This window comes from Xanthobacter dioxanivorans (assembly GCF_016807805.1).
In the GTDB taxonomy this organism is placed as follows: domain Bacteria; phylum Pseudomonadota; class Alphaproteobacteria; order Rhizobiales; family Xanthobacteraceae; genus Xanthobacter; species Xanthobacter dioxanivorans.
The window spans coordinates 1,650,614-1,669,029 of the sequence record NZ_CP063362.1; the positions used below are offsets into that span (position 1 = coordinate 1,650,614).

An 18,416-nucleotide genomic window follows, 5' to 3' on the forward strand; every position below is an offset into this window, starting at 1 on the left:
GGCAAGCCGATCGGAGAACGCGGGGCTCCTTGACTCCAGGTTGAAAGACGGACCGACCGCTCCGGTTGATGCAACCCGACCGGTCAGCCTGCCTCGAGGGCGGCGAGAACTTCCGCCGCATCCGAGAACGGATATGTCCGGTCGCCGATGATTTGGCCGGTTTCGTGACCCTTGCCGGCAACAAGCAATACATCCCCCGGCTGGAGCATGGCCACGCCCGCCCGGATGGCTTCCGCCCGGTCGCCGATCTCCCGCGCCCCGGGGGCCCCGGCGAGGATCTCGGCGCGGATGCCGGCGGGGTCCTCGCTGCGGGGATTGTCGTCGGTGACGATGACCACATCCGCCTTGGCGCCGGCGATGGCGCCCATGATCGGCCGCTTGCCCTTGTCCCGGTCGCCGCCGCATCCGAAGGCCACCACCAGACGGCCCGGCACGGACGCACGCAGGGTGTTGAGCACGGTGGCGAGGGCCTCGGGCTTGTGGGCGTAGTCCACGAAGACCAGCCGGCGCGGGTCCTCGCCGATGCGCTCGAGTCGCCCGGGCACGCCCTTGAGGGTGGCAAGCGCCGCGAGCACCGGCGCCCGCTCGGCCCCGCAGGCGATGGCAAGGCCCGCCGCGAGCAGGGCGTTGTCGAGCTGGAAGCGGCCCACCAGCGGCACCACGGCGCTGGTGCCGTCGGCGAACATCACCTTCTGTCCGGCGCCCGCGCCGGTGACGCCGAAGATGTCGAGCCCCGCTCCCTCGCCGATGGGCAGCAGGCTCAGGCCCCGTGTTTCCGCCCAGGCGAGGGCGGTGGCGGCGAACGGGGCGGCGGTGACCGCCACCGCGGTGCCATGGTCCGGCATCACTTCGGTGAACAGCCGCAGCTTGGCCCGGAAGTAGGCATCCATGGTGGGATGGTAGTCGAGATGGTCGCGGCCGAGATTGGTGAAGCCGCCGGCGACGATGCGCACCCCGTCGAGGCGCTTCTGGTCGAGCCCGTGGGAGGAGGCCTCCAGCGCCATGTGGGTGACGCCTTCCCCGGCCAGCCGGTCGAGGGTGGCGTGCAGTTCCAACGGGTCGGGCGTGGTGAGGCTACCATAGGCGGCGCCATCCGGCGCCACGAGGCCGATGGTGCCGAGATACGCCGCCTTGTGCCCGAGCCGCTCCCAGATCTGCCGCAGGAAGACCGCGACGGAGGTCTTGCCGGCGGTGCCGGTCACGGCGGCGACGGTGGCCGGCTGGCGCGGATGAAGGCGCGCCGCCGCTAGAGCCAGGGAGCGCCGCGCATCAAGGGAGAACGCGAGCGCCACCTGCGGCGGCAGAGCGGGCCGGGGGGCGGCAGGCTCCATGAGCACCGCCGATGCGCCGCGGGCCACCGCGTCGGCGATGAAGCGGGTGCCGTCGGCATGGGTGCCGGGAACCGCCACGAAGAGGTCGCCGGGCGTGATCCGGCGGCTGTCCGCGGAGAGGCCGAAGACGGGATCGGCGCCCGCGCCTTCGGTCATGATGCGGGCGTGGCCGTCGAGAAGCTGTCCAAGAGGAAGATTGGTCATCGGACCTCTTTTGGCATCCACCCGCGCCGGTTGTCACGCCGCCGTCGTCAGTCCCTGGCGGCGGCGGTATCAAGTTGAGCCCCTCAGTGCCGGTCGGCCACCTTCAGCGGCATGCGCAGCATCTGCTCGGCCGTGGGCAGGTTCTGCCGGGGGGCGATGTTGAGCAAGGGGGCGATGCGCTCGACGATCTTGCCGGCCGTGGGCGCCGCGTTCCAGCCGGACGTGGCGAAGCCGTAGGTTTCCGACGTGGCCTTCGGCTCGTCCAGCATGACCAGGACGAGGTAGCGCGGCCTGTCCATGGGGAACACCGCGGTGAAGGAGGTCAGGAGCTTGTTCTTGGCGTAGCGCCCGTTCACCACCTTCTCGGCGGTGCCGGTCTTGCCGCCGACCATATAGCCGGGAACCTCCGCCTTGGTGGCGGTGCCCTTCTCGGCATTGAGGCGCATGATGTAGCGCATCTTGTCCGAGGTCTCCGGCTTCAGCACCCGCACCGCCACCTTCTGCGCCTCCTCCGGGCTGCGCTTCAAGAAGGTGGGCGGGATGAGGAAGCCGCCGTTCATCATGGAGTTCACCGCCATCACCGCCTGCAGCGGGGCGACGGAGAGGCCGTGGCCGAAGGCGATGGTGGCGGAGTTCAGCTCGCCCCAGCGCTTAGGCACGATGGGCTCGGAGCTTTCCGGCAGCTCGGTGCGCAGCCGGTCGAGCTGGCCCATCTTCTTGAGGAACTGCTTGTGCGCCTCCACGCCGAGCGAGAGCACCATCTTCGCCGTGCCCACGTTGGACGAGACGAGGAAGATCTCCGGCACCGTCAGCACCCGGTTCTCCGCGTGGTAGTCGGAAATCTTGAAGCGGCCGAAATGCAGCGCGCCGCGGGCGTCGAACGAGGAGCTGAGGCCGATCTTGCCGGAATCCAGCGCCATGGCGAAGGACAGGGCCTTGAAGGTGGAGCCCATCTCGTAGACGCCGGTGGTGAGGCGGTTGAGATAGGCGTCGTCGGTGGGGTTTCCGGACACGTTGGGGTCGAAGTCCGGGAGCGAGACCATGGAGACGATCTCGCCGGTGTTCACCTCCGTCACCACGGCCATGGCGTGGAGGGCGGAGAACTTGTTCTTGGCCCGCAGCAGCTCGTCGCGCACCGCGTGCTGCACGCGCATGTCCATGGACAGCTGGACCGGCGCCTGCTGGAGGTCGGTGGCGAAGCCGGCGAGGTGGAGCTCGGCGAGGCCGCGCCCGTCGATCCATTTCTCGAGGCCGGAAATCCCCTGGTTGTCCACGTTCACGCCGCCGATGACGTGGGAGAGGATGGGCCCGTCCGGGTAGATGCGGCGGTTCTCCTTCAGGAAGCCGATGCCGGGGATGCCGAGCCGGTGGATGGCGCGCATCTGGGACGGGGTGATCTCGCGCTTGAGCCAGGCGAAGCCCTTGCCGGAGTTCAGCCGGGCGCGCGCCTCGGCCACGTTCAGGTCGGGCAGCACCTTGAGCAGGCCCTCCAGCGCCTCGTCGGGATCGATGAGGCGCTTGGGCTCGGCGAACAAGGATGGCGACTTCACGTCGATGGCGACGATGTCGCCGTTGCGGTCGATCACGTCCGGGCGGGCGGAGGACACCGCGTCCGAGCCACGCCCGCGCGTTGCGCCGGGGTCGGAGGTGAAGGCGAGGTGGGCGAGCTGCGCGCCGATGGCGACGAACACGGCGCAGAAGGCCGCCATGATCAGCTTGATTCGCCCGCGCGCCACCGTCTCGGCGTCGCCGCGGCCGATGCCGAGCAGGCCGCGCACCATGTGCCGGCAGCCGCGATATGCGGCTCGGGCCGCCAGGACGGTGATCGCCTGCGCGACGCGCCCGGCGAAGAGGAGGGTGCGGCCGAGGCCGCTCGCGGTGGCGCGGCTGCCCGACGCGATGGAACGCCCGCCGGCGGCGAGCAGATCGGCGGACATGGCGTCGAGGCGCGCGACCACGGGGCCGGCGGCGGTGGCGGCCCGCGCGGCGAAGCCGGAGAGACGGGCGGAAAGGGATGTCTTCTCGACCATGGCGACCTCGTCAGCGGAAACCGGACAGGAAGCCGGGGGGCAGCAGACGCTCCAGGGGATTGGTGGATTCGGGCTGGGGCGCCGGGGCCGCGGCGGGCGGAGCGGCGGGGGCCGGCTGGACCACCGGCGCGGGACGCGGCGCCTGCGGCCGGGGTGCCGCCGCCGCGCTCGCGGACGGCTTCGGCGGGGTGGCGGGCCTGAGCGCGGAGGTCGCGGGCACGGTGGCGCCCCCGAGCTGGTGGGCGCGGTCGGCGAGGCTGCCGGCTTGCCGGTGGAGGAGGTGACGAGCGGGGCGTCCACCAGGGCCTCGATCATGCCGCCGATGCCGTCCGAGTTGCCGCCCGGCTTCTCGGGCAGGTCGTCGAGGCTGGAGATGGAATCCACGTCGAGGCGCTTCATGTCGAGGTGCCGCTCGGCGAGCCCCTGGATGTAGACGGGCGAGGTGCGGCGCGCCCACTCGGCCTTCATGAGGGACATGGCATCGCGCTCCTTGCGGATGCCGGCGCGCAGGGTGGCCAGGCGCTCGGCTTCGGCGGTGGAGGCGTATTTCAGCTGGTAGACCACCGCGGCGGTCACCAGCAGCGCGACGATCATCACGACGTTGGCGACACGAAACATCTGTCCTAGCGTCTCCGCCCGTGGCGTTGCGGTGGTGGGGCGGGAAGAAGCCCCATCAGGTCACCGCCCGGATGCGCCGGGGCCTCCGTGCGCTCGGCCGCGCGAAGCTTCGCGGACCTTGCACGCGGATTTCCTGCCACTTCGTCGGGGCCGGCTTCCACCGCACCCTTCGCCACGAGGCGGAAGGAGGGCTCCGGCCCTTCCGCTTGCGGCATGTGGCGCGAGGCGGATGGTGCCTTTGCCCGGTGTGACAGAAAAGTCTTAACGATCCTGTCCTCGAGGGAATGGAAGGTGACCACCACCAGCCGTCCCCCCGGGGCCAGCGCCCGCTCGGCGGCCGCCAGCGCCCGTACCAGCTCGTCCAGCTCCTCGTTCACCGCGATGCGCAGGGCCTGAAACGTGCGGGTGGCGGGATGGATCTCGCCGGGCTTGGCCCAGACGACGCGCGACACGATCTCGGCCAATTGCGCGGTGCGGGTGATGGGCGCCTCGGCCCGCGCCTTCACGATGGCCTTGGCGATGGCGCGCGATTGCCGCTCTTCCCCCAGCGACCAGATGACATGGGCGAGGCTGACCTCGTCGAGCTCGGCCACCAGGTCGGCGGCGGAGGGGCCGGCATCGCCCATGCGCATGTCGAGGGGGCCGTCGCGGCGGAAGGAGAAGCCGCGCTCCGCCTCGTCGAGCTGCATGGAGGAGACGCCGATGTCGAGGACCACGCCGTCGAGGGGGCCGAAGTTCGCCTCTTCGGCCAGCGCGTCGAGCCGGGAGAAGCGGTCCTGGGCGAGGACGAGGCGGCCGGCGGACGCGGCGACGAGGCCCTGTCCCGCCGCGATGGCGGTGGGGTCGCGGTCGATGGCGAGCACGCGGCAGTCGGCGGCGGCGAGGATCGCCCGCGTGTAGCCTCCCGCGCCGAAGGTGCCGTCCACGTAGCGGCCGGCGTCCTTCGGCGCGAGATGCGCGAGGACTTCGGCGAGCATCACGGGCAGATGACGGGCCGGTCCGCCAGCGGCGTCGGCAGGGCCCACGCCGTGGCCCGTCGTCATGCCCCGGTGCTCCCCGGGTCCTGCGCTTGGGAGCCGATGGCCCGGCGCAGCTCGCGCACCCTTCGGGTGGCCTCCGCGAGATGCGCCTTTAGCCGCTCCGGTTCCCAGATCCGGAACTTGTGCCCGAGCCCCACGAAGGCCACCTCGCCGGCGACCCCCGCGTGGGACTTGAGGGTTTCGGTCAGCACCACCCGGCCTTCCGGGTCGATGCGCAGGGTCTCGCTGGTGCCGTAGAGGGCGGCGGCCAGCTCCTCGCGCGCCTCCGAATAAGGCGGATAGCGCCCGATCAGGGCGTCGATCTCGCCGATGAGCCGGTTTCCGCCCGCATCCAGCGCGGGCTCGGCAAGGCTCGGATGGCAATAGAGGCCGTCCGCGCCGTCCTTGGCCAGCACCGTGCGGTAGGGCGCGGGGATGGAGACCCGGCCCTTGGCGTCGAGGCGCATCGTGTAGGTGGACACGAAGCGGTCCATGGCGCCCGGGTGCCCCTTCTTGCGGCGGCCGGCCTCTCGGTACCGTCCGCGCGACGGCGAGAGCCGTCCAACGTGTTCTTGGGTGATAATGGGCTAACATGGGATCTGATGGGCGTCAACGGAACGACGGTGAGTGACCGTGTCCCGGTTTGAAAACACGGGTCTCGCCTTCCACTGCGCCGGAGACCCCTCTCCCGCCTGCCGGGGGAAGGGGCGCGGCACAGCGCCGTTTTCAAACTGAGACCCCCCCACGGGGCAGCGGCGTGCGCAGAGCCCCCCGCCGCTGCCCCGTGGGCAGGCGCCCGGCCGGGACGGACCGCCTTTTCCCCTTTCCCCGAAACGCGCTAGGCTCGCGCGCTCACAACGGAATCCGCCCGCCACATGTGGTCCCGCCTCTACTGGCTCGCCGTGGGCGGCCCGCTCGCCGCCGGCCTCGTCCTTATGGGCGCCGATCCCGGCCCCCTGGCCGATGCGCGTAACGGCCTGTTCGATCTCTACCAGCGCGCCGCGCCGCGCCCCTATGATCCGGATCTTCCGGTGCGCATCGTTGACGTGGACGAGGCCTCGCTGGCCCGCATCGGCCAGTGGCCATGGCCGCGCGCCACCATCGCGGCGCTGCTCGACCGCCTCGCCGGCCTTGGAGCGGGCGCCATCGCCTTCGACATGGTCTTCTCCGAGCCAGACCGCCTCGACCCCGTCGCGGTGGCCGCCCTCCTGCCCGAGGAGGTCCGCGCGCCGGTGGTGGCCGCCCTGGTCGGCCGGGAGGGGAACGACGCGCGCTTCGCCGGGGTGCTGGCCGCCAGCCCCTCGGTCCTCGGCGCGGTGCTGACCGACGCCCAAACAGGGACCAAGGCCGGCGGGGCCTATCCGGCCAAATGGGGCCTCGCCAGCGCCGGCGACGATCCCCTCGCCTTCGTGCCGCGCTTTTCCGGAGCCGTCGCGCCGCTGCCGGTGCTGGCCGAGGCGGCCAAGGGCATCGGTGCGCTCAACTGGCTGCCGGACCGCGACCAGGTGGTGCGTCGGGTGCCGCTGCTGCTCGGCCTCGAAGGCAAGCTCGTGCCGGGCCTCGGGGCCGAGGCGCTGCGGGTGGCGCAGGGGGCGTCCACCTATGTGGTGCGGGCCTCCAATGCCAGCGGCGACGCCGGCTTCGGCACCAGATCGGGCATCACCGCTGTGAAGATCGGCGCCCTCGACGTGCCCACCGACGCCATGGGGGAGGTGCGGGTGCGCTTTTCTCCCACCGATCCGCGGCGCTTCCTGTCCGCCGCCGCCGTGCTCGACGGCACGGTGGCGCGCGATGAGGTGGAAGGCCGCATCATCCTGGTGGGCACCAGCGCCGCCGGGCTCATGGACACGCGGGCGACGCCCCTCGATGCGGCGGTGGCGGGGGTGGAGATCCAGGCCCAGCTCATCGAGCACGTGATCACCGGCGCCGGTCTCGCCCGGCCGGACTGGGCGCGCGGGGCGGAGATGGTGCTCACCGCCGTGCTCGGCGTCCTCCTCGCTCTGGTGCTGCCGCGGGTTTCGGCGGTGACGGCGGGGCTCGCCGGCGTGCTGGTGCTGGCGGCGCTGGGGGCCGGCGCCTGGTTCGCCTTCACCCGGCTCGACCTGCTGCTCGACCCCATGGGGCCCGGCGCGGCGGTGCTGGGAGTCTATCTCCTCGGCGTGCTGGCGCTTTATCGCGACGAGCAGCAGCAGAAGAAGTGGGTGCGCTCGGTGTTCGGCCGCTTCGTATCGCCCAAGGTGGTGGAGCGCCTCGCGGAAAATCCCGAGCGCCTCGTCCTCGGCGGCGAGACGCGGGAGATCACCATCCTGTTCTGCGACCTGCGCGACTTCACCTCCCTGTCGGAGACCATGGACGCCCAGGCCCTCACCCGCTTCATGAACGCCTACCTCACCCCCATGACCGAGGTGGTGCTGAGCCACGGGGGGACCATCGACAAATATATCGGCGACGCCATCATGGCCTTCTGGAATGCGCCGATGGACGATCCCCACCACGCCCGCAACGCCGCCGCCTGCGCGCTGGCCATGTCCCGGCGGCTCGACGCCCTGAACGAGGACTGGCGCCGCGCGGCGGAGGCGGCCGGCCGGCCCTATGCCCCGGTGCGCTGCGGCATCGGTCTCGCCACCGGGCCGTGCTGCGTGGGCAATCTGGGTTCCGATCAGCGGCTCGAATACTCCTGCCTCGGCGACGACGTGAACCTCGCCTCACGCATCGAGGGGGCGACGAAATCCATGCGCGTGGACATCCTCGTCTCCGAGGCGACCCGCGACGCGGCCGCCGGCCTCGCCTTCATCGAGGCGGACATGCTGATGCTGAAGGGCAAGTCGCGGGCGAGCCAGCTCCACCTTCTCGCCGGCGACGCCGCCTTCGCCATCTCCGACGACTTCGCGGCGCTGGCGCGCGACCATGCCGCGCTCATGTCGGCCTACGGCGCCGGTGACTTCGCGGCCGCCGGCGCGCTGGCGGCGGCGCTGGAGCACAACTGCCCGCCGCGCCTCTCCCGCTTCTATGCCCTTTATGCCGAGCGCAGCCGCGAGGGCCGCGAGGTGCCCTCGGCAAGTGCCTGAGATCCATGCGTTTGACGCGGTTTTGCGCTTGCCAACCGGGAGCGTCCCCAGCAAGAAGGTTGCATGAGCGGCGCGGACCCCACGTCACCTTCCGACGGAACGGACCCTTCGGCGCACGGCGGGACGGGCCCGGCCCGCGCCATGCCGCGCGCCATGCTCACCTATCTCTGGCGGGCGGCACCGGCGAGCCACATCAAGCTGTTCGCGCTGGTGCTGCTGCTGCTGCCCTTCAACTACGCCTCGCTCGAGCTGCCGCGCCTCATCGTGAACGGCGTGACCGACGCCATCGGCGGCACGGTCCCCCGCCTCCTCGCCTTCGACCTTGCCTTGCCGGATTTTCTCGGCGGGGCGAGGTTCTACAGCTTTCCCGGCTTCGAGGTGACTGCCTTCGGGCTTCTGGCGGGCCTGGCCCTGGTGCTGTTCGCCCTCCAGCTCATCCAGCAGCACATCTCCCGGCTGATCGAGATGGCGAAGGCGCGGCTCGGCGAGCGCATCTTGGTGGGCCTGCGCCGCCAGCTGTTCGACATCATCCAGCGGCTGCGCCCCGAGGCGCCCATGAAGAGCAAGGCCCTGGAAGTGGGCAACATGCTGCGGTTCGAGGTGGGGCCCATCGCCCCCTTCGCCGGCATGGCCTTCGCCCAGCCGCTGAAATCGGCCGGCCTCATCGGCTCGGCGACGCTGCTGATCTTCACCCAGAACGCGGCGCTGGGCGCCTGCGCCATCGGCATCCTGGCGCTGAACCACGTGCTGCTCGGCATCCAGCGCCGCGACAACGAGAAGAAGCTGCAGATCTACCAGCGCGAGGCCGTGGCCCTCGGCAAACGCGTCATGTCCGGCATCGACCGGCTGCCCCTCGTCCACGGCTTCGCCACCAGCCCCTTCGAGCGCGCCGAGGTGGACGGCCGCCTCGCCATCGTCTCCGAGGCGAGCCTCGACATGAAGCGGCAGAACGCCACCGACCGCATCCTCAACCTGCTGATGTCGGACGTGCCCACCCTGGTCTTCTATTCGGTGGGCGGATGGCTCGCGTTGTCGGGCGCCATCAATATCGGCCAGCTGGTGGCGGTGGTGGCCGCCTACGGCCAGATTCCCGAGCCGCTCAAGGAGCTGATTGACTGGGACGAGAAGCGCGTGGTGGCGCAGGTGCGCTACGACTTCGCCCGTTATTATCTGGAAACCCGCGAGGTCTGGCCCGAGGGGGTGCAGGACGTCGCCGAGGGGCCGGAGCCCGCCTTCGACGGTTCCATCAAGGTGGCCGACCTCGGCATCGTCGATCCGGCGGGCGGGGCGCTGGTGGATGGGGTGAGCTTCGACGTCGCGGCCGGACGCGCCGTGGCGCTGAAGGGTCCAGATGCCGGCGGCAAGCACGCGGTGGCCAAGGTATGCGGGCGCGCCATCTCGCTCTACAGCGGCACGGTGCGCGTCGGCGGGCACGATCTTGCCAGCATGTCCGAGGGGCTCTACGGCCGGCACGTGGCCTATGCGGGCGGCGACCCCATCGTGATCAACGGCACGCTGCGGGAGAACCTCGCCTGCGCCCTGCTCCGCCGGCCCCGTCGGACGACGGGGGAGGCCGCCGACCTTGCGGCCATGGGCGCCCGCGATGCGGCCGACCTCGACCAGCGCGCGCTCGCCGCCTTGTCGCTCGCCGGCCTCGGCGACCTCGTGGTGCGGCTGGGGCTGGAGCGGCGGCTCGATCCCGAACGGGAGAGCGCGCTCACCTCGCGCCTCGTCTCGCAGCGCGCCGCCGTCACCGACGCGGTGGCACGCCGGCAGACGCAGACCGGGCGCGTGCTGATGGAGCCGTTCCGCTTCGCCGCCTTCAACCGGTGGATGACGCTCGCCGAGAACATCCTGTTCGCCACCCCGCTGAACGACGGGCGCGGGGCCTCCTCCCTGCTCGCCGATCCGGGACTTGGCCCGCAGCTGACCAAGATCGGCCTCGCCGGGGACCTGCCGCGCTTCGGCCGGGCCGCGCTCGGCATCCTCGTGGACCTGGCCGGCGGGCCGGAGGAGCTGGCGGGCATCGACACCAAGGGCCTGCTGCGGGCCGAGGAGATGCGCGCCGCCGGGCGCATCGCCGCCCGCGCCGTGGAGGAGATGACCACCGGGGAGCGGGCGCTGCTCGTGCGCATCGCCGGGCGCTATTGCGAGCCGCGCCACCGCTTCGGCCTGCTGGACGAGGCGTGGCAGGAGCGGACGCTGGCGGCGCGGGCGCATCTGGCGCACGTCACCGAGGTGTCGGGCATCCGCCTCGCCCGCTACCAGCCGGATGCCTATTGCCAGGCCCTCACCGTGCGCGACAACCTGCTGTTCGGCCGCATCGCCGCCGACCGGGCGGGGGCGGCCGCCGCGGTGGACGAGATCGTGCGCGAATGCCTGGCGCAGGAAGGCCTCATCGGGCAGGTGGAGCGGCTCTGCCTCGACGTGACGGTGGGCGAGGGCGGGCTGCCGCTCTCCGCCGCCGAGCGCGGCAAGCTGACGCTGGCGCGCTGCCTGCTCGCCGATCCCGACATCCTGGTGATCGACGATGCGCTGGTGCCGCTCGCCCCGGCGGAACAGAGCACCCTCATCGACGCGGTGCTCGCCCGGCGCACTGGACGCACCACGCTCGTCGTCCTAGATGCGGGAGAGCCGCTGCATCTGTTCCGCGAGGTCATCGTGATGACCCACGGCCAGATCGAGCGCATCGAGGAGCCCGGTGCGGGGGCAGTGTCGCCACAGGCGGCCCGGGCCTGAGGAGAAGACCATGTGTCCGTCGCGCGGTGCGCGTGGACCATCTGCGGGAGGAATGCCCCCATGAGCATCGAGGACGAGGCGCGGACACTGGCCCGCATCCCCATGTTCCGCGATCTCGAGCCGAGCCAGCTGCGGCTGCTCGCCTTTTCCGCCAGCCGGCTCGACGTGGCGGCGGGCGATGTGCTGTTCCACCAGGGTGACGTGCCGGATGCCGCCTATGTGGTGCTCGACGGGACGGCGGTGATCGAGGTGGCGGCGGGCGGCGCCGCGCACGAGGTGGCGCGGCTCGGTCGCGACACGGTGGTGGGCGAGATGGGCGTGCTCACCGGCGAGCCGCGCACCGCCACGGTGCGCGCCGGCGACCCCATGAGCGTCCTGCGCATCGAGACCGATCTCTTCCTGTCGCTGCTCGACAAGACCCCCTCCCTCGCCCGCTCGGTGCTGCGCGACCTCGCCATGAGGCTCCAGCAGACGACGCAGGCCCTGGTGCGGGCGCGCGGCTGATGCCCAGCGAGGCACGGACCCCGGAGGGCACGGGTTCCGGGAGCAGGCATATGGTCGGCATCGCCGGGCCGTGAGCCGGCAAATCCGATTGTTTCGCCCGTCCCTTGCGTCCCGTAACGGCAAGCGTCACCATGCCGCGCCATTCTTCCTGGGGGGTATCGGGATGCGATTCATAAAGCTCATCGTCGGGCTCGTGCTGGCCTTGTCTCTGGCCGCCTGTTTCGAGGGGGCGCAGGGCCCCGCTGGCCCGCAGGGCGCGGCTGGCGCTGCCGGTCCGCAGGGGCCCGCCGGCGTGGCCGGCCCGGTCGGTGCGGCTGGTCCCGCAGGTCCGGCCGGCCCCCAGGGCGCGGTCGGACCCGCCGGTCCGCAAGGGATCCAGGGCGTGCCCGCTGCCGCCAACATCGCCGTGCGCGCCTCGGATTGCCCGGCGGCCGGGTGCCTCGCCGGCTGCGAGAGCGGCGAAAGCGTGATCGGCGGCTATTGCGTCAACCATGACCGGGGCATGCAGCACATCGCCGTGTTCTCGGCCCGGGACGGCAAGACCGAGGTGGAATGCCTCAATCCGGTCAAGCAGGTGGTGGCGGTCTGCCTCAAGCCCTGATGGGTCGGCGCGACGCCAACCCGTCGGCTCAGGCCCGCTTGCGCAGGATCTTGAGCCGGCCGAGCAGCTCCGCCACCGCCTCCGGCGGCAGGTGGCGGATCTCCCGGGCAATGAGGTTGGCAAGCTCCGTAGCCTGTGGGCTCAGGTCCGCGGTGTCCACCACCACCCGCGGCCGGGACAGTTCGGCGAGGCGCTGGAGATCCTCCGCCTCGTCCCAGATCACGTTGAAATAGGCAATGATGCGCTGCACCAGCGCCCAGGTGGGCTTGCCGCGCTTGCCGGTCTCCAGCGCCGAGAGATAAGTGGGCGTGACCCCGATGGCGCGCGCCATTTCGGTGAGGGTCACGCCGCGTTGGGCGCGCAGGTCGCGCACCCGGCTTCCGAACGGCGTCATGTTCCCAAGGGTGTCATGGCCGGCCTTCCTGCCGCCGCCGTCCGGCGCGGGCACCTTCTTCGAGCCTGGAGGCACAGGGTTCTGCAGGGGGGATTCGCCCCCCTTGATCCCGCTCCGAGCGCCCGAGGGTAGAATACCGGCGAAAGGAACGGAAGCCGGCGCCGCAGCAGCGCCCCACCGGTTCGATCGACGGGACGGATCATTCCGCACGCAAAGAAAAACGGCGGTGCGATGCACCGCCGTTCGCGTCTTTCTGGCTCGATTTCGCCGGGACTTCAGGTCCAGGAGCTGTCGTCGGACCCGTCGTCACCGCCCCAATCGCCGCCGTCGTCGAAGGAGGCCTCCTGCGGATCGGTGCTCTGCGGATCGGCATTCCAGAAATTGCCGCCATCCTGCCCCTGATCCTGGGGGGCATCGCCGCCCAGGGCGGTCTGGGCATCCTGGCCGAGATTCCCGCTGGCCGGCTCGGCGGCCGGCTTGCCGTATTCGGCGGCCGCATGCTGGGCGAGCGCTCCACCGCCGCCGGTCATCATGCCCTTGATGCCGTCGAACAGAAGCGCGCCGCCGGCAACGCCCGCCGCCGTGGCGAGGGCGCCCTGGAGAAATCCGCCGCCGCCGAAACCGCGCTGCTGCGGGGGCTGCTGCTGAGCCCAGGGTCCGCCCTGCTGAGGCGGATAGCCGCCCTGCTGGCCATAGCCCTGCTGGGGATACCCCTGCTGGCCTGGCGGGTAGCCGCCACCCTGCTGCGCGTAGCCCTGCTGGCCATAGCCCTGGGGCAGGCCCATGGGTTCGCCCGCGCTCCGGCCGCCGGTGGAGGGAACGGAGGGGCGGGCGCTGCCGCCACCGAACAATCCGCCGAGGAAGCCGCCGGAAGGGCGCGACTGGGCCTCCGCCGCGCGGGCCTCGGCATCCTGAAGCTGGGCTTCCAGCTCCTGGATGTGGGCATAGGTCTGCTGCAGCGCGTGCTCCTGCACGATCACGCTCTGGGCGAGGGCATAGGTGGCATGGGGGGACTCGGCGACGCGGCGCGCAATCAGCGCTTCGGCCTCCGGGTCACGCGGCTGGTTCGCGACACCGCGCATGCGGTCGAACAGGCCGTCGATCAGGGCACGTTCCTCGGGGGTCATATCCGTCTCCGGTGGTTGGACCACCGAGCATATGAGCAGCCGTCCGTGACGGAGGAAGGGCGCCCCGGATGAAATTTTGGTAACGCAGCGGTAGCCGGGCGCGCTACTCCGCGGCGTCGGCCGGAGAGCGCCCGGCTGCCGGGGCTTGCCCGGGAATGCCGAAGCGCCGCTCCACATAGGCTTCCACCAGCTGGCGGAACTCGTCCTGGATGTTGGCGCCGCGCAGGGTGGCGGCCTTTTTGCCGTCGATGAAGACCGGGGCGGAGGGGGTCTCGCCGGTGCCGGGCAGGGAGATGCCGATGTCGGCGTGCTTGCTCTCGCCCGGTCCGTTCACGATGCAGCCCATGACCGCCACGTTCAGGGTCTCGACGCCGGGATACTTCGCCTTCCACACCGGCATGCGGGTGCGGATCATGTCCTGCACGCTCTGCGCCAGCTCCTGGAACACGGTGGAGGTGGTGCGCCCGCACCCGGGACACGCCGCCACCAGCGGCACGAAGGTGCGCAGGCCCATGGTCTGCAGGATCTCCTGCGCCACCTGCACCTCGCGGGTGCGGTCGCCGTTGGGCTCGGGGGTCAGCGACACGCGGATGGTGTCGCCGATGCCCTGCTGCAGCACCACGCCCATGGCGGCGGTGGAGGCGACGATGCCCTTCGAGCCCATGCCCGCCTCGGTGAGGCCGAGATGCAGCGCATAGTCCGAGCGGCGCGCCAGCTCGCCATAGACCGCCACCAGGTCCTGCACCGCCGAGACCTTGGCGGAGAGGATGATGCGGTTGCGGCCGAGCCCGATCTCCTCCGCCAGCGCCGCCGACAGCAGGGCCGAGCGGACCAGCGCTTCGCGGGTCACCGCCCGCGCCTCGGCCGGGTTCGGCAGGCGGGCATTCTCGTCCATGAGGCGGGTGAGGAGCTCGCCGTCGAGGGAGCCCCAGTTGGCGCCGATGCGCACCGGCTTGTCGTGGCGTATGGCGGTTTCCACGATGGCGGCGAACTGCCGGTCCTTCTTGTCGCCAAAGCCCACGTTGCCCGGATTGATTCGGTATTTGTCGAGGGCCTGCGCGCAGGCCGGATGATCGGCGAGCAGGGTGTGGCCGATATAATGGAAGTCGCCCACCAGCGGCACGTCGAGGCCCTGGGCCAGCAGCTTCTCCTTGATGTGCGGCACGGCGGCGGCGGCCTCGTCGCGGTCGACGGTGATGCGCACCAGCTCGGAGCCCGCGCGGGCGAGGGCCGCCACCTGGCGGACGGTGCCGGCGATGTCGGCGGTGTCGGTATTGGTCATGGACTGGACCACCACCGGCGCGCCGCCGCCGACCATGACCCCGCCCACCGGCACGCCCACGGTGTCGCGGCGCGGCGCGGGACCGGCCTGGAGAAGCTCGGCGGGAACCACGGGCACGGGGCTGGTCATGAATTTCGCATCCTCGGGCACTGCGTCCTCGGGCATTTCAGCTGCGGCGTGGGGGGATCGTCCCCGGCCATCGATACGTCCCATCGATACGCCCCCGGCGCCGCGCGGGCGCATTCGAGTTAGGCCGGGGCGCGGCGAGCGTCAACCCGCGCCGGCCGGCGCGGCGTCCGCCTCGCGGCACCGGGCGCAGCTCCCGGCCACCTCCAGCACCCTCTGGCGCGGCTCGAAGCCCGCCGCCCGCGCCGCCCAGGCGAGGTCCCGCCCGATGGCGTGGGAGGCCACCTCCTTGGTGTCGCTGCAGCGCTCGCAGATGAGGAAGATCACCACCTCGCCCGCTTCGTGGGGATGGGTGCAGGCGAGATAGGCGTTGCGGCTCTCGATGCGGTGGGCGAGGCCCTCCGCCACGAGGAAGTCGAGCACCCGATACACCGACATAGGCGGCGTCGGCTCGCCCGCGGCCGTGAGGCGCTGGACGATGTCGTAGGCGCCCACCGGCGCATGGCTCTCGGCCAGGGCCTTCATCACGCTGCGGCGGAGCGGCGTGAGGCGCAGGCCCCTTTCGGCGCAGCACTGCTCCACGCGCGCCATGGCACCGGCCACGCATTGGCCGTGATCATGGTCGAGAAGGGAAGGCACGGGATCGCTCACGCCCGTAAATCTAGTGCATGTCGTGCGATCCCGCCATCCGTGCGCCGATGGCGCCGCCACATGCGTTGCACCGCGGAAAGGAGCGTTGCAATCTGCCGCCCGCAGGATCACCTGTGCGCGTGACAGCATCGTCACACCGCTCCGCTACATCGTGAGCTCCGGCGTCGGGCCGGGGCCACGCCGCGCCTTTTTGGGGAACAGCCATGCTCAAGGGGAAGGTCGCCGTCGTCACCGGGTCCACCAGCGGGATCGGGCTCGCTTATGCCCGCGCCTTCGCCAAGGAGGGCGCCAACGTCGTCCTCAACGGCCTCGGTGACGCCGCCGCCATCGAGAAGGAGCGCTCCGCCATCGAGACCGAGTTCGGCGTGAAGGCGCTCTATTCGCCGGCCAACATGCTGAAGGCGGACGAGATCGCCGACATGGTGAAGCTGGCCGAGACCGAGCTCGGCGCCTGCGACATCCTGGTGAACAATGCCGGCATCCAGCACGTGGCGCCGATCGAGGAATTCCCGATCGACACCTGGAACACCATCATCGCCATCAACCTGTCGGCGGCCTTCTTCGCCATGCGCGCGGCCATTCCCGGCATGAAGGCGCGCAAATGGGGCCGCATCATCAGCACCGCCTCGGCCCATGCGCTGGTCGCCTCGCCGTTCAAGTCCGCCTACGTGTCGGCCAAGCACGGCATCGCCGGCCTGACCAAGACGGCGGCGCTGGAAACGGCGCAGTTCGGCATCACGGTCAACGCCATCTGCCCCGGCTATGTGTGGACGCCTCTCGTCGAGAAGCAGATCCCCGATACCGCCAAGGCCCGCGGCATGACCGAGGAGCAGGTGAAGAAGGACGTGCTGCTCGCCGCCCAGCCCACCAAGGAGTTCGTGACGGTGGAAGAGGTTGCGGCCCTCGCCGTGTTCCTCGCCTCCGACAATGCCCGCTCCATCACCGGGTCCCTGCAGCAGATCGACGGCGGCTGGGTCGCCGAGTGAGCGCCGGCCCGTCGGGACGACGGTCGTGAGCCGGCGCGAGGGCGTGAAGCCGTTGAGCCTGGCCCTGCAAGGGGGAGGCGCCCATGGCGCCTTCACCTGGGGCGTGCTCGACCGTCTCCTGCAGGACGAGCGGATTGCCATTGCCGGCATCACCGGCACCAGCGCCGGCGCCATGAACGCGGTGGTGCTGGCCGCCGGCCTCGCCAAGGGCGACCCGGAAGAGGCGCGCCATGCCCTGACCCAGTTCTGGCGCGACGTTTCCCGCGACGGGCGGATGTCGCCGCTCCAGCGCACGGCGTTCGACCGGCTGATGGGCAACTGGTCCCTGGCGCGCAACCCGGCCTATCTCGCCTTCGAAGTGGCCTCGCGCTTCTTCTCGCCCTACGACTTCAACCCGCTCAACATCAATCCCCTGCGCGAGATCCTGGAAGCGCACGTGGATTTCGAGGCCCTGCGCCAGTCGAAGGTGAAGGTCTTCATCTCCGCCACCAACGTGCACACCGGGCGGGCGCGCATCTTCGGCCGCGAGGAGATGACCGCCGACGCGGTGATGGCCTCCGCCTGCCTGCCGTTCCTGTTCCAGGCGGTGGAGATCGACGGCGTGCCCTACTGGGACGGCGGCTACATGGGCAACCCGCCGCTGTTTCCGCTCTATGAGCAGGCGGACGCGGACGACATCCTCCTGGTCCAGATCAATCCGGTGGCGCGCGAGACCACGCCGCGCACCGCCTCCGAGATCCAGAACCGGATCAACGAGATCACCTTCAACGCCTCCCTGCTGTCCCAGCTGCGCGCCATCGACCATGCGACGAAGCTCATCGAGCAGGGGCTTCTCACCCGCTGGACGCTGGGTGGGTCGAGCTTCCGCCGGGTGCGGCTCCACCGCATCGGCGGGGCGGACCAGCTGGTGGCCCTGGATGCCACCTCGAAGATGAATGCCGAATGGTCCTTCCTCCAGCACCTGCGCGATCTTGGCCGCTCCGCGGCGGATGGCTTCCTCGAAGCGCACTTCGACGATATCGGCCGCCGCTCGACGCTGGATCTCAAGCTGGAACTGGCGGACTGAGGCGGGCTTGAGCCCGCCTGCCGGGCGTGGTCGAGAGTGTATCGAAAGCCGGGGGCGTGGAGGGCCGGGGCAGACCCGGCCCTCCCAGTGGTCGCCCGATCGAATTGCGCGTCGATCGGTCCTAGCCGCGCGAATCCTTGCGCGCCTGCGCCATCGCCACGAACTTGGTGACCCGCCCGGCCTCGCCCGCCGCGCCGATGGGGTCGATCCGCGTCCGCGCCTTGGACCGCATGCCCTGGTTCGGCCGCGGCAGGTTGGCGGGGCGCTTGGCCCGCTTGGAATCGCGCTTCAGCTCCAGCGCGCGGTGGGCGTTCGCCATCAGCTCCGCCCGCGCCGCCTCGTCCTTGCGACGGGTCAGCTCGCGCCGGGCGCGGGTGAGCGCGTCGGTCAGCACGGCGGCCTTCTGGCGGTTGCCCGAATCCGCCTTCTCGAACGTCACCTCGCCGCGCCCGCCCTTGCCGCGCAAGGCCCGGCGCTGGTTGTTGGCGATGGTGAGGGCCCGCTCGCGCCGTTCGCGCAGGCGAGTGACGAGGCCGTGAAGGTCATCGTCCGACAGCTCCGCGAGCGCGGGATGGCGGGCCTTGTCGACGAACTCCATCTCGGTGTCGTCCAGCAGGCGGCGTTCCGTCTTGCGTGTATGCGCCATGGTCGAGCTCCTCCCCTTTTTTAT

The 18,416-nt window shown here is 71.1% G+C and carries 15 protein-coding genes and 1 pseudogene; 6 read left to right on the forward strand and 10 right to left on the reverse strand.

The window, feature by feature from the left end; all coding sequences use genetic code 11:
• Window positions 1–83: 83 nt before the first annotated feature.
• The 5 genes and pseudogenes from EZH22_RS07830 to EZH22_RS07845 form a co-directional block, all read right to left on the reverse strand.
• The gene (locus tag EZH22_RS07830) at window positions 84–1,535 is read right to left on the reverse strand and encodes a UDP-N-acetylmuramoyl-L-alanyl-D-glutamate--2,6-diaminopimelate ligase (RefSeq protein WP_203195122.1); all 1,452 of its coding nucleotides are present in this window, start codon (window positions 1,533–1,535) and stop codon (window positions 84–86) included.
• Window positions 1,536–1,618: 83 nt separating this feature from the next.
• Entirely contained in the window at window positions 1,619–3,316 is a 1,698-nt protein-coding gene (locus tag EZH22_RS07835) for a peptidoglycan D,D-transpeptidase FtsI family protein (protein ID WP_203196447.1), read from the reverse strand.
• A 696-nt stretch (window positions 3,317–4,012) separates the two neighbouring features.
• Window positions 4,013–4,183: pseudogene (gene ftsL / locus EZH22_RS33145) on the reverse strand (cell division protein FtsL); the annotation flags it as partial.
• A gap of 5 nt (window positions 4,184–4,188) precedes the next feature.
• Window positions 4,189–5,226, reverse strand: coding sequence for a 16S rRNA (cytosine(1402)-N(4))-methyltransferase RsmH (rsmH, locus tag EZH22_RS07840; protein WP_203195123.1), 1,038 nt, complete (start codon window positions 5,224–5,226; stop codon window positions 4,189–4,191).
• Window positions 5,223–5,696, reverse strand: coding sequence for a division/cell wall cluster transcriptional repressor MraZ (locus tag EZH22_RS07845; RefSeq protein ID WP_203195124.1), 474 nt, complete (start codon window positions 5,694–5,696; stop codon window positions 5,223–5,225). The genes rsmH and EZH22_RS07845 overlap by 4 nt, the downstream gene beginning before the upstream one ends.
• A 381-nt stretch (window positions 5,697–6,077) precedes the next feature.
• Between EZH22_RS07845 and EZH22_RS07850 the strand changes: the two genes are divergently transcribed.
• The 4 genes from EZH22_RS07850 (at window position 6,078) to EZH22_RS07865 (ending at window position 12,114) form a co-directional block, all read left to right on the forward strand.
• Window positions 6,078–8,270: a CHASE2 domain-containing protein gene (locus EZH22_RS07850; protein WP_203195125.1), complete on the forward strand. Its 2,193-nt coding sequence runs from the start codon at window positions 6,078–6,080 to the stop codon at window positions 8,268–8,270.
• A gap of 63 nt (window positions 8,271–8,333) precedes the next feature.
• The gene (locus EZH22_RS07855) at window positions 8,334–11,009 is read left to right on the forward strand and encodes an ABC transporter ATP-binding protein/permease (RefSeq protein WP_203195126.1); all 2,676 of its coding nucleotides are present in this window, start codon (window positions 8,334–8,336) and stop codon (window positions 11,007–11,009) included.
• Between the two features lie 60 nt (window positions 11,010–11,069).
• Window positions 11,070–11,513, forward strand: coding sequence for a Crp/Fnr family transcriptional regulator (locus EZH22_RS07860; protein ID WP_203195127.1), 444 nt, complete (start codon window positions 11,070–11,072; stop codon window positions 11,511–11,513).
• A gap of 163 nt (window positions 11,514–11,676) precedes the next feature.
• The gene (locus tag EZH22_RS07865; protein WP_203195128.1) at window positions 11,677–12,114 is read left to right on the forward strand and encodes a hypothetical protein; all 438 of its coding nucleotides are present in this window, start codon (window positions 11,677–11,679) and stop codon (window positions 12,112–12,114) included.
• Between the two features lie 28 nt (window positions 12,115–12,142).
• Here the strand turns inward: EZH22_RS07865 and EZH22_RS07870 are convergent, their stop codons facing one another.
• From EZH22_RS07870 to EZH22_RS07885, 4 genes are all read right to left on the reverse strand, one after another.
• Entirely contained in the window at window positions 12,143–12,508 is a 366-nt protein-coding gene (locus EZH22_RS07870) for a helix-turn-helix domain-containing protein (protein ID WP_203195129.1), read from the reverse strand.
• Between the two features lie 275 nt (window positions 12,509–12,783).
• Entirely contained in the window at window positions 12,784–13,635 is an 852-nt protein-coding gene (locus EZH22_RS07875; protein WP_203195130.1) for a DUF2076 domain-containing protein, read from the reverse strand.
• A gap of 103 nt (window positions 13,636–13,738) precedes the next feature.
• Entirely contained in the window at window positions 13,739–15,046 is a 1,308-nt protein-coding gene (ispG, locus tag EZH22_RS07880; RefSeq protein ID WP_203195131.1) for a flavodoxin-dependent (E)-4-hydroxy-3-methylbut-2-enyl-diphosphate synthase, read from the reverse strand.
• A gap of 141 nt (window positions 15,047–15,187) precedes the next feature.
• Window positions 15,188–15,694 (reverse strand): Fur family transcriptional regulator, encoded by a 507-nt coding sequence (locus EZH22_RS07885; protein ID WP_231711367.1) that lies wholly within the window; start codon window positions 15,692–15,694, stop codon window positions 15,188–15,190.
• A gap of 203 nt (window positions 15,695–15,897) precedes the next feature.
• Between EZH22_RS07885 and EZH22_RS07890 the strand changes: the two genes are divergently transcribed.
• Window positions 15,898–16,680 (forward strand): 3-hydroxybutyrate dehydrogenase, encoded by a 783-nt coding sequence (locus EZH22_RS07890; RefSeq protein ID WP_203195132.1) that lies wholly within the window; start codon window positions 15,898–15,900, stop codon window positions 16,678–16,680.
• A 25-nt stretch (window positions 16,681–16,705) separates the two neighbouring features.
• Entirely contained in the window at window positions 16,706–17,746 is a 1,041-nt protein-coding gene (locus EZH22_RS07895) for a patatin-like phospholipase family protein (RefSeq protein ID WP_203195133.1), read from the forward strand.
• A 121-nt stretch (window positions 17,747–17,867) separates the two neighbouring features.
• On the opposite strand, the gene EZH22_RS07900 is transcribed toward EZH22_RS07895, so the two are convergent.
• On the reverse strand, window positions 17,868–18,392 hold the full coding sequence (locus EZH22_RS07900) for a hypothetical protein (protein WP_203195134.1): 525 nt from the start codon (window positions 18,390–18,392) through the stop codon (window positions 17,868–17,870).
• Between the last annotated feature and the right edge of the window lie 24 nt (window positions 18,393–18,416).

What these genes read in the sequence shown, in the direction of transcription:
- EZH22_RS07830 (WP_203195122.1), bottom strand. Translation starts at nt 1,535, where the DNA reads ATGACCAATCTTCCTCTTGGACAGCTTCTCGACGGCCACGCCCGCATC.
- EZH22_RS07835 (WP_203196447.1), bottom strand. Translation starts at nt 3,316, where the DNA reads ATGGTGCGCGGCCTGCTCGGCATCGGCCGCGGCGACGCCGAGACGGTG.
- EZH22_RS07850 (WP_203195125.1), top strand. Translation starts at nt 6,078, where the DNA reads ATGTGGTCCCGCCTCTACTGGCTCGCCGTGGGCGGCCCGCTCGCCGCC.
- EZH22_RS07845 (WP_203195124.1), bottom strand. Translation starts at nt 5,696, where the DNA reads ATGGACCGCTTCGTGTCCACCTACACGATGCGCCTCGACGCCAAGGGC.
- EZH22_RS07865 (WP_203195128.1), top strand. Translation starts at nt 11,677, where the DNA reads ATGCGATTCATAAAGCTCATCGTCGGGCTCGTGCTGGCCTTGTCTCTG.
- rsmH (WP_203195123.1), bottom strand. Translation starts at nt 5,226, where the DNA reads ATGACGACGGGCCACGGCGTGGGCCCTGCCGACGCCGCTGGCGGACCG.
- EZH22_RS07890 (WP_203195132.1), top strand. Translation starts at nt 15,898, where the DNA reads ATGCTCAAGGGGAAGGTCGCCGTCGTCACCGGGTCCACCAGCGGGATC.
- EZH22_RS07900 (WP_203195134.1), bottom strand. Translation starts at nt 18,392, where the DNA reads ATGGCGCATACACGCAAGACGGAACGCCGCCTGCTGGACGACACCGAG.
- EZH22_RS07860 (WP_203195127.1), top strand. Translation starts at nt 11,070, where the DNA reads ATGAGCATCGAGGACGAGGCGCGGACACTGGCCCGCATCCCCATGTTC.
- EZH22_RS07855 (WP_203195126.1), top strand. Translation starts at nt 8,334, where the DNA reads ATGAGCGGCGCGGACCCCACGTCACCTTCCGACGGAACGGACCCTTCG.
- ispG (WP_203195131.1), bottom strand. Translation starts at nt 15,046, where the DNA reads ATGACCAGCCCCGTGCCCGTGGTTCCCGCCGAGCTTCTCCAGGCCGGT.
- EZH22_RS07870 (WP_203195129.1), bottom strand. Translation starts at nt 12,508, where the DNA reads ATGACGCCGTTCGGAAGCCGGGTGCGCGACCTGCGCGCCCAACGCGGC.
- EZH22_RS07875 (WP_203195130.1), bottom strand. Translation starts at nt 13,635, where the DNA reads ATGACCCCCGAGGAACGTGCCCTGATCGACGGCCTGTTCGACCGCATG.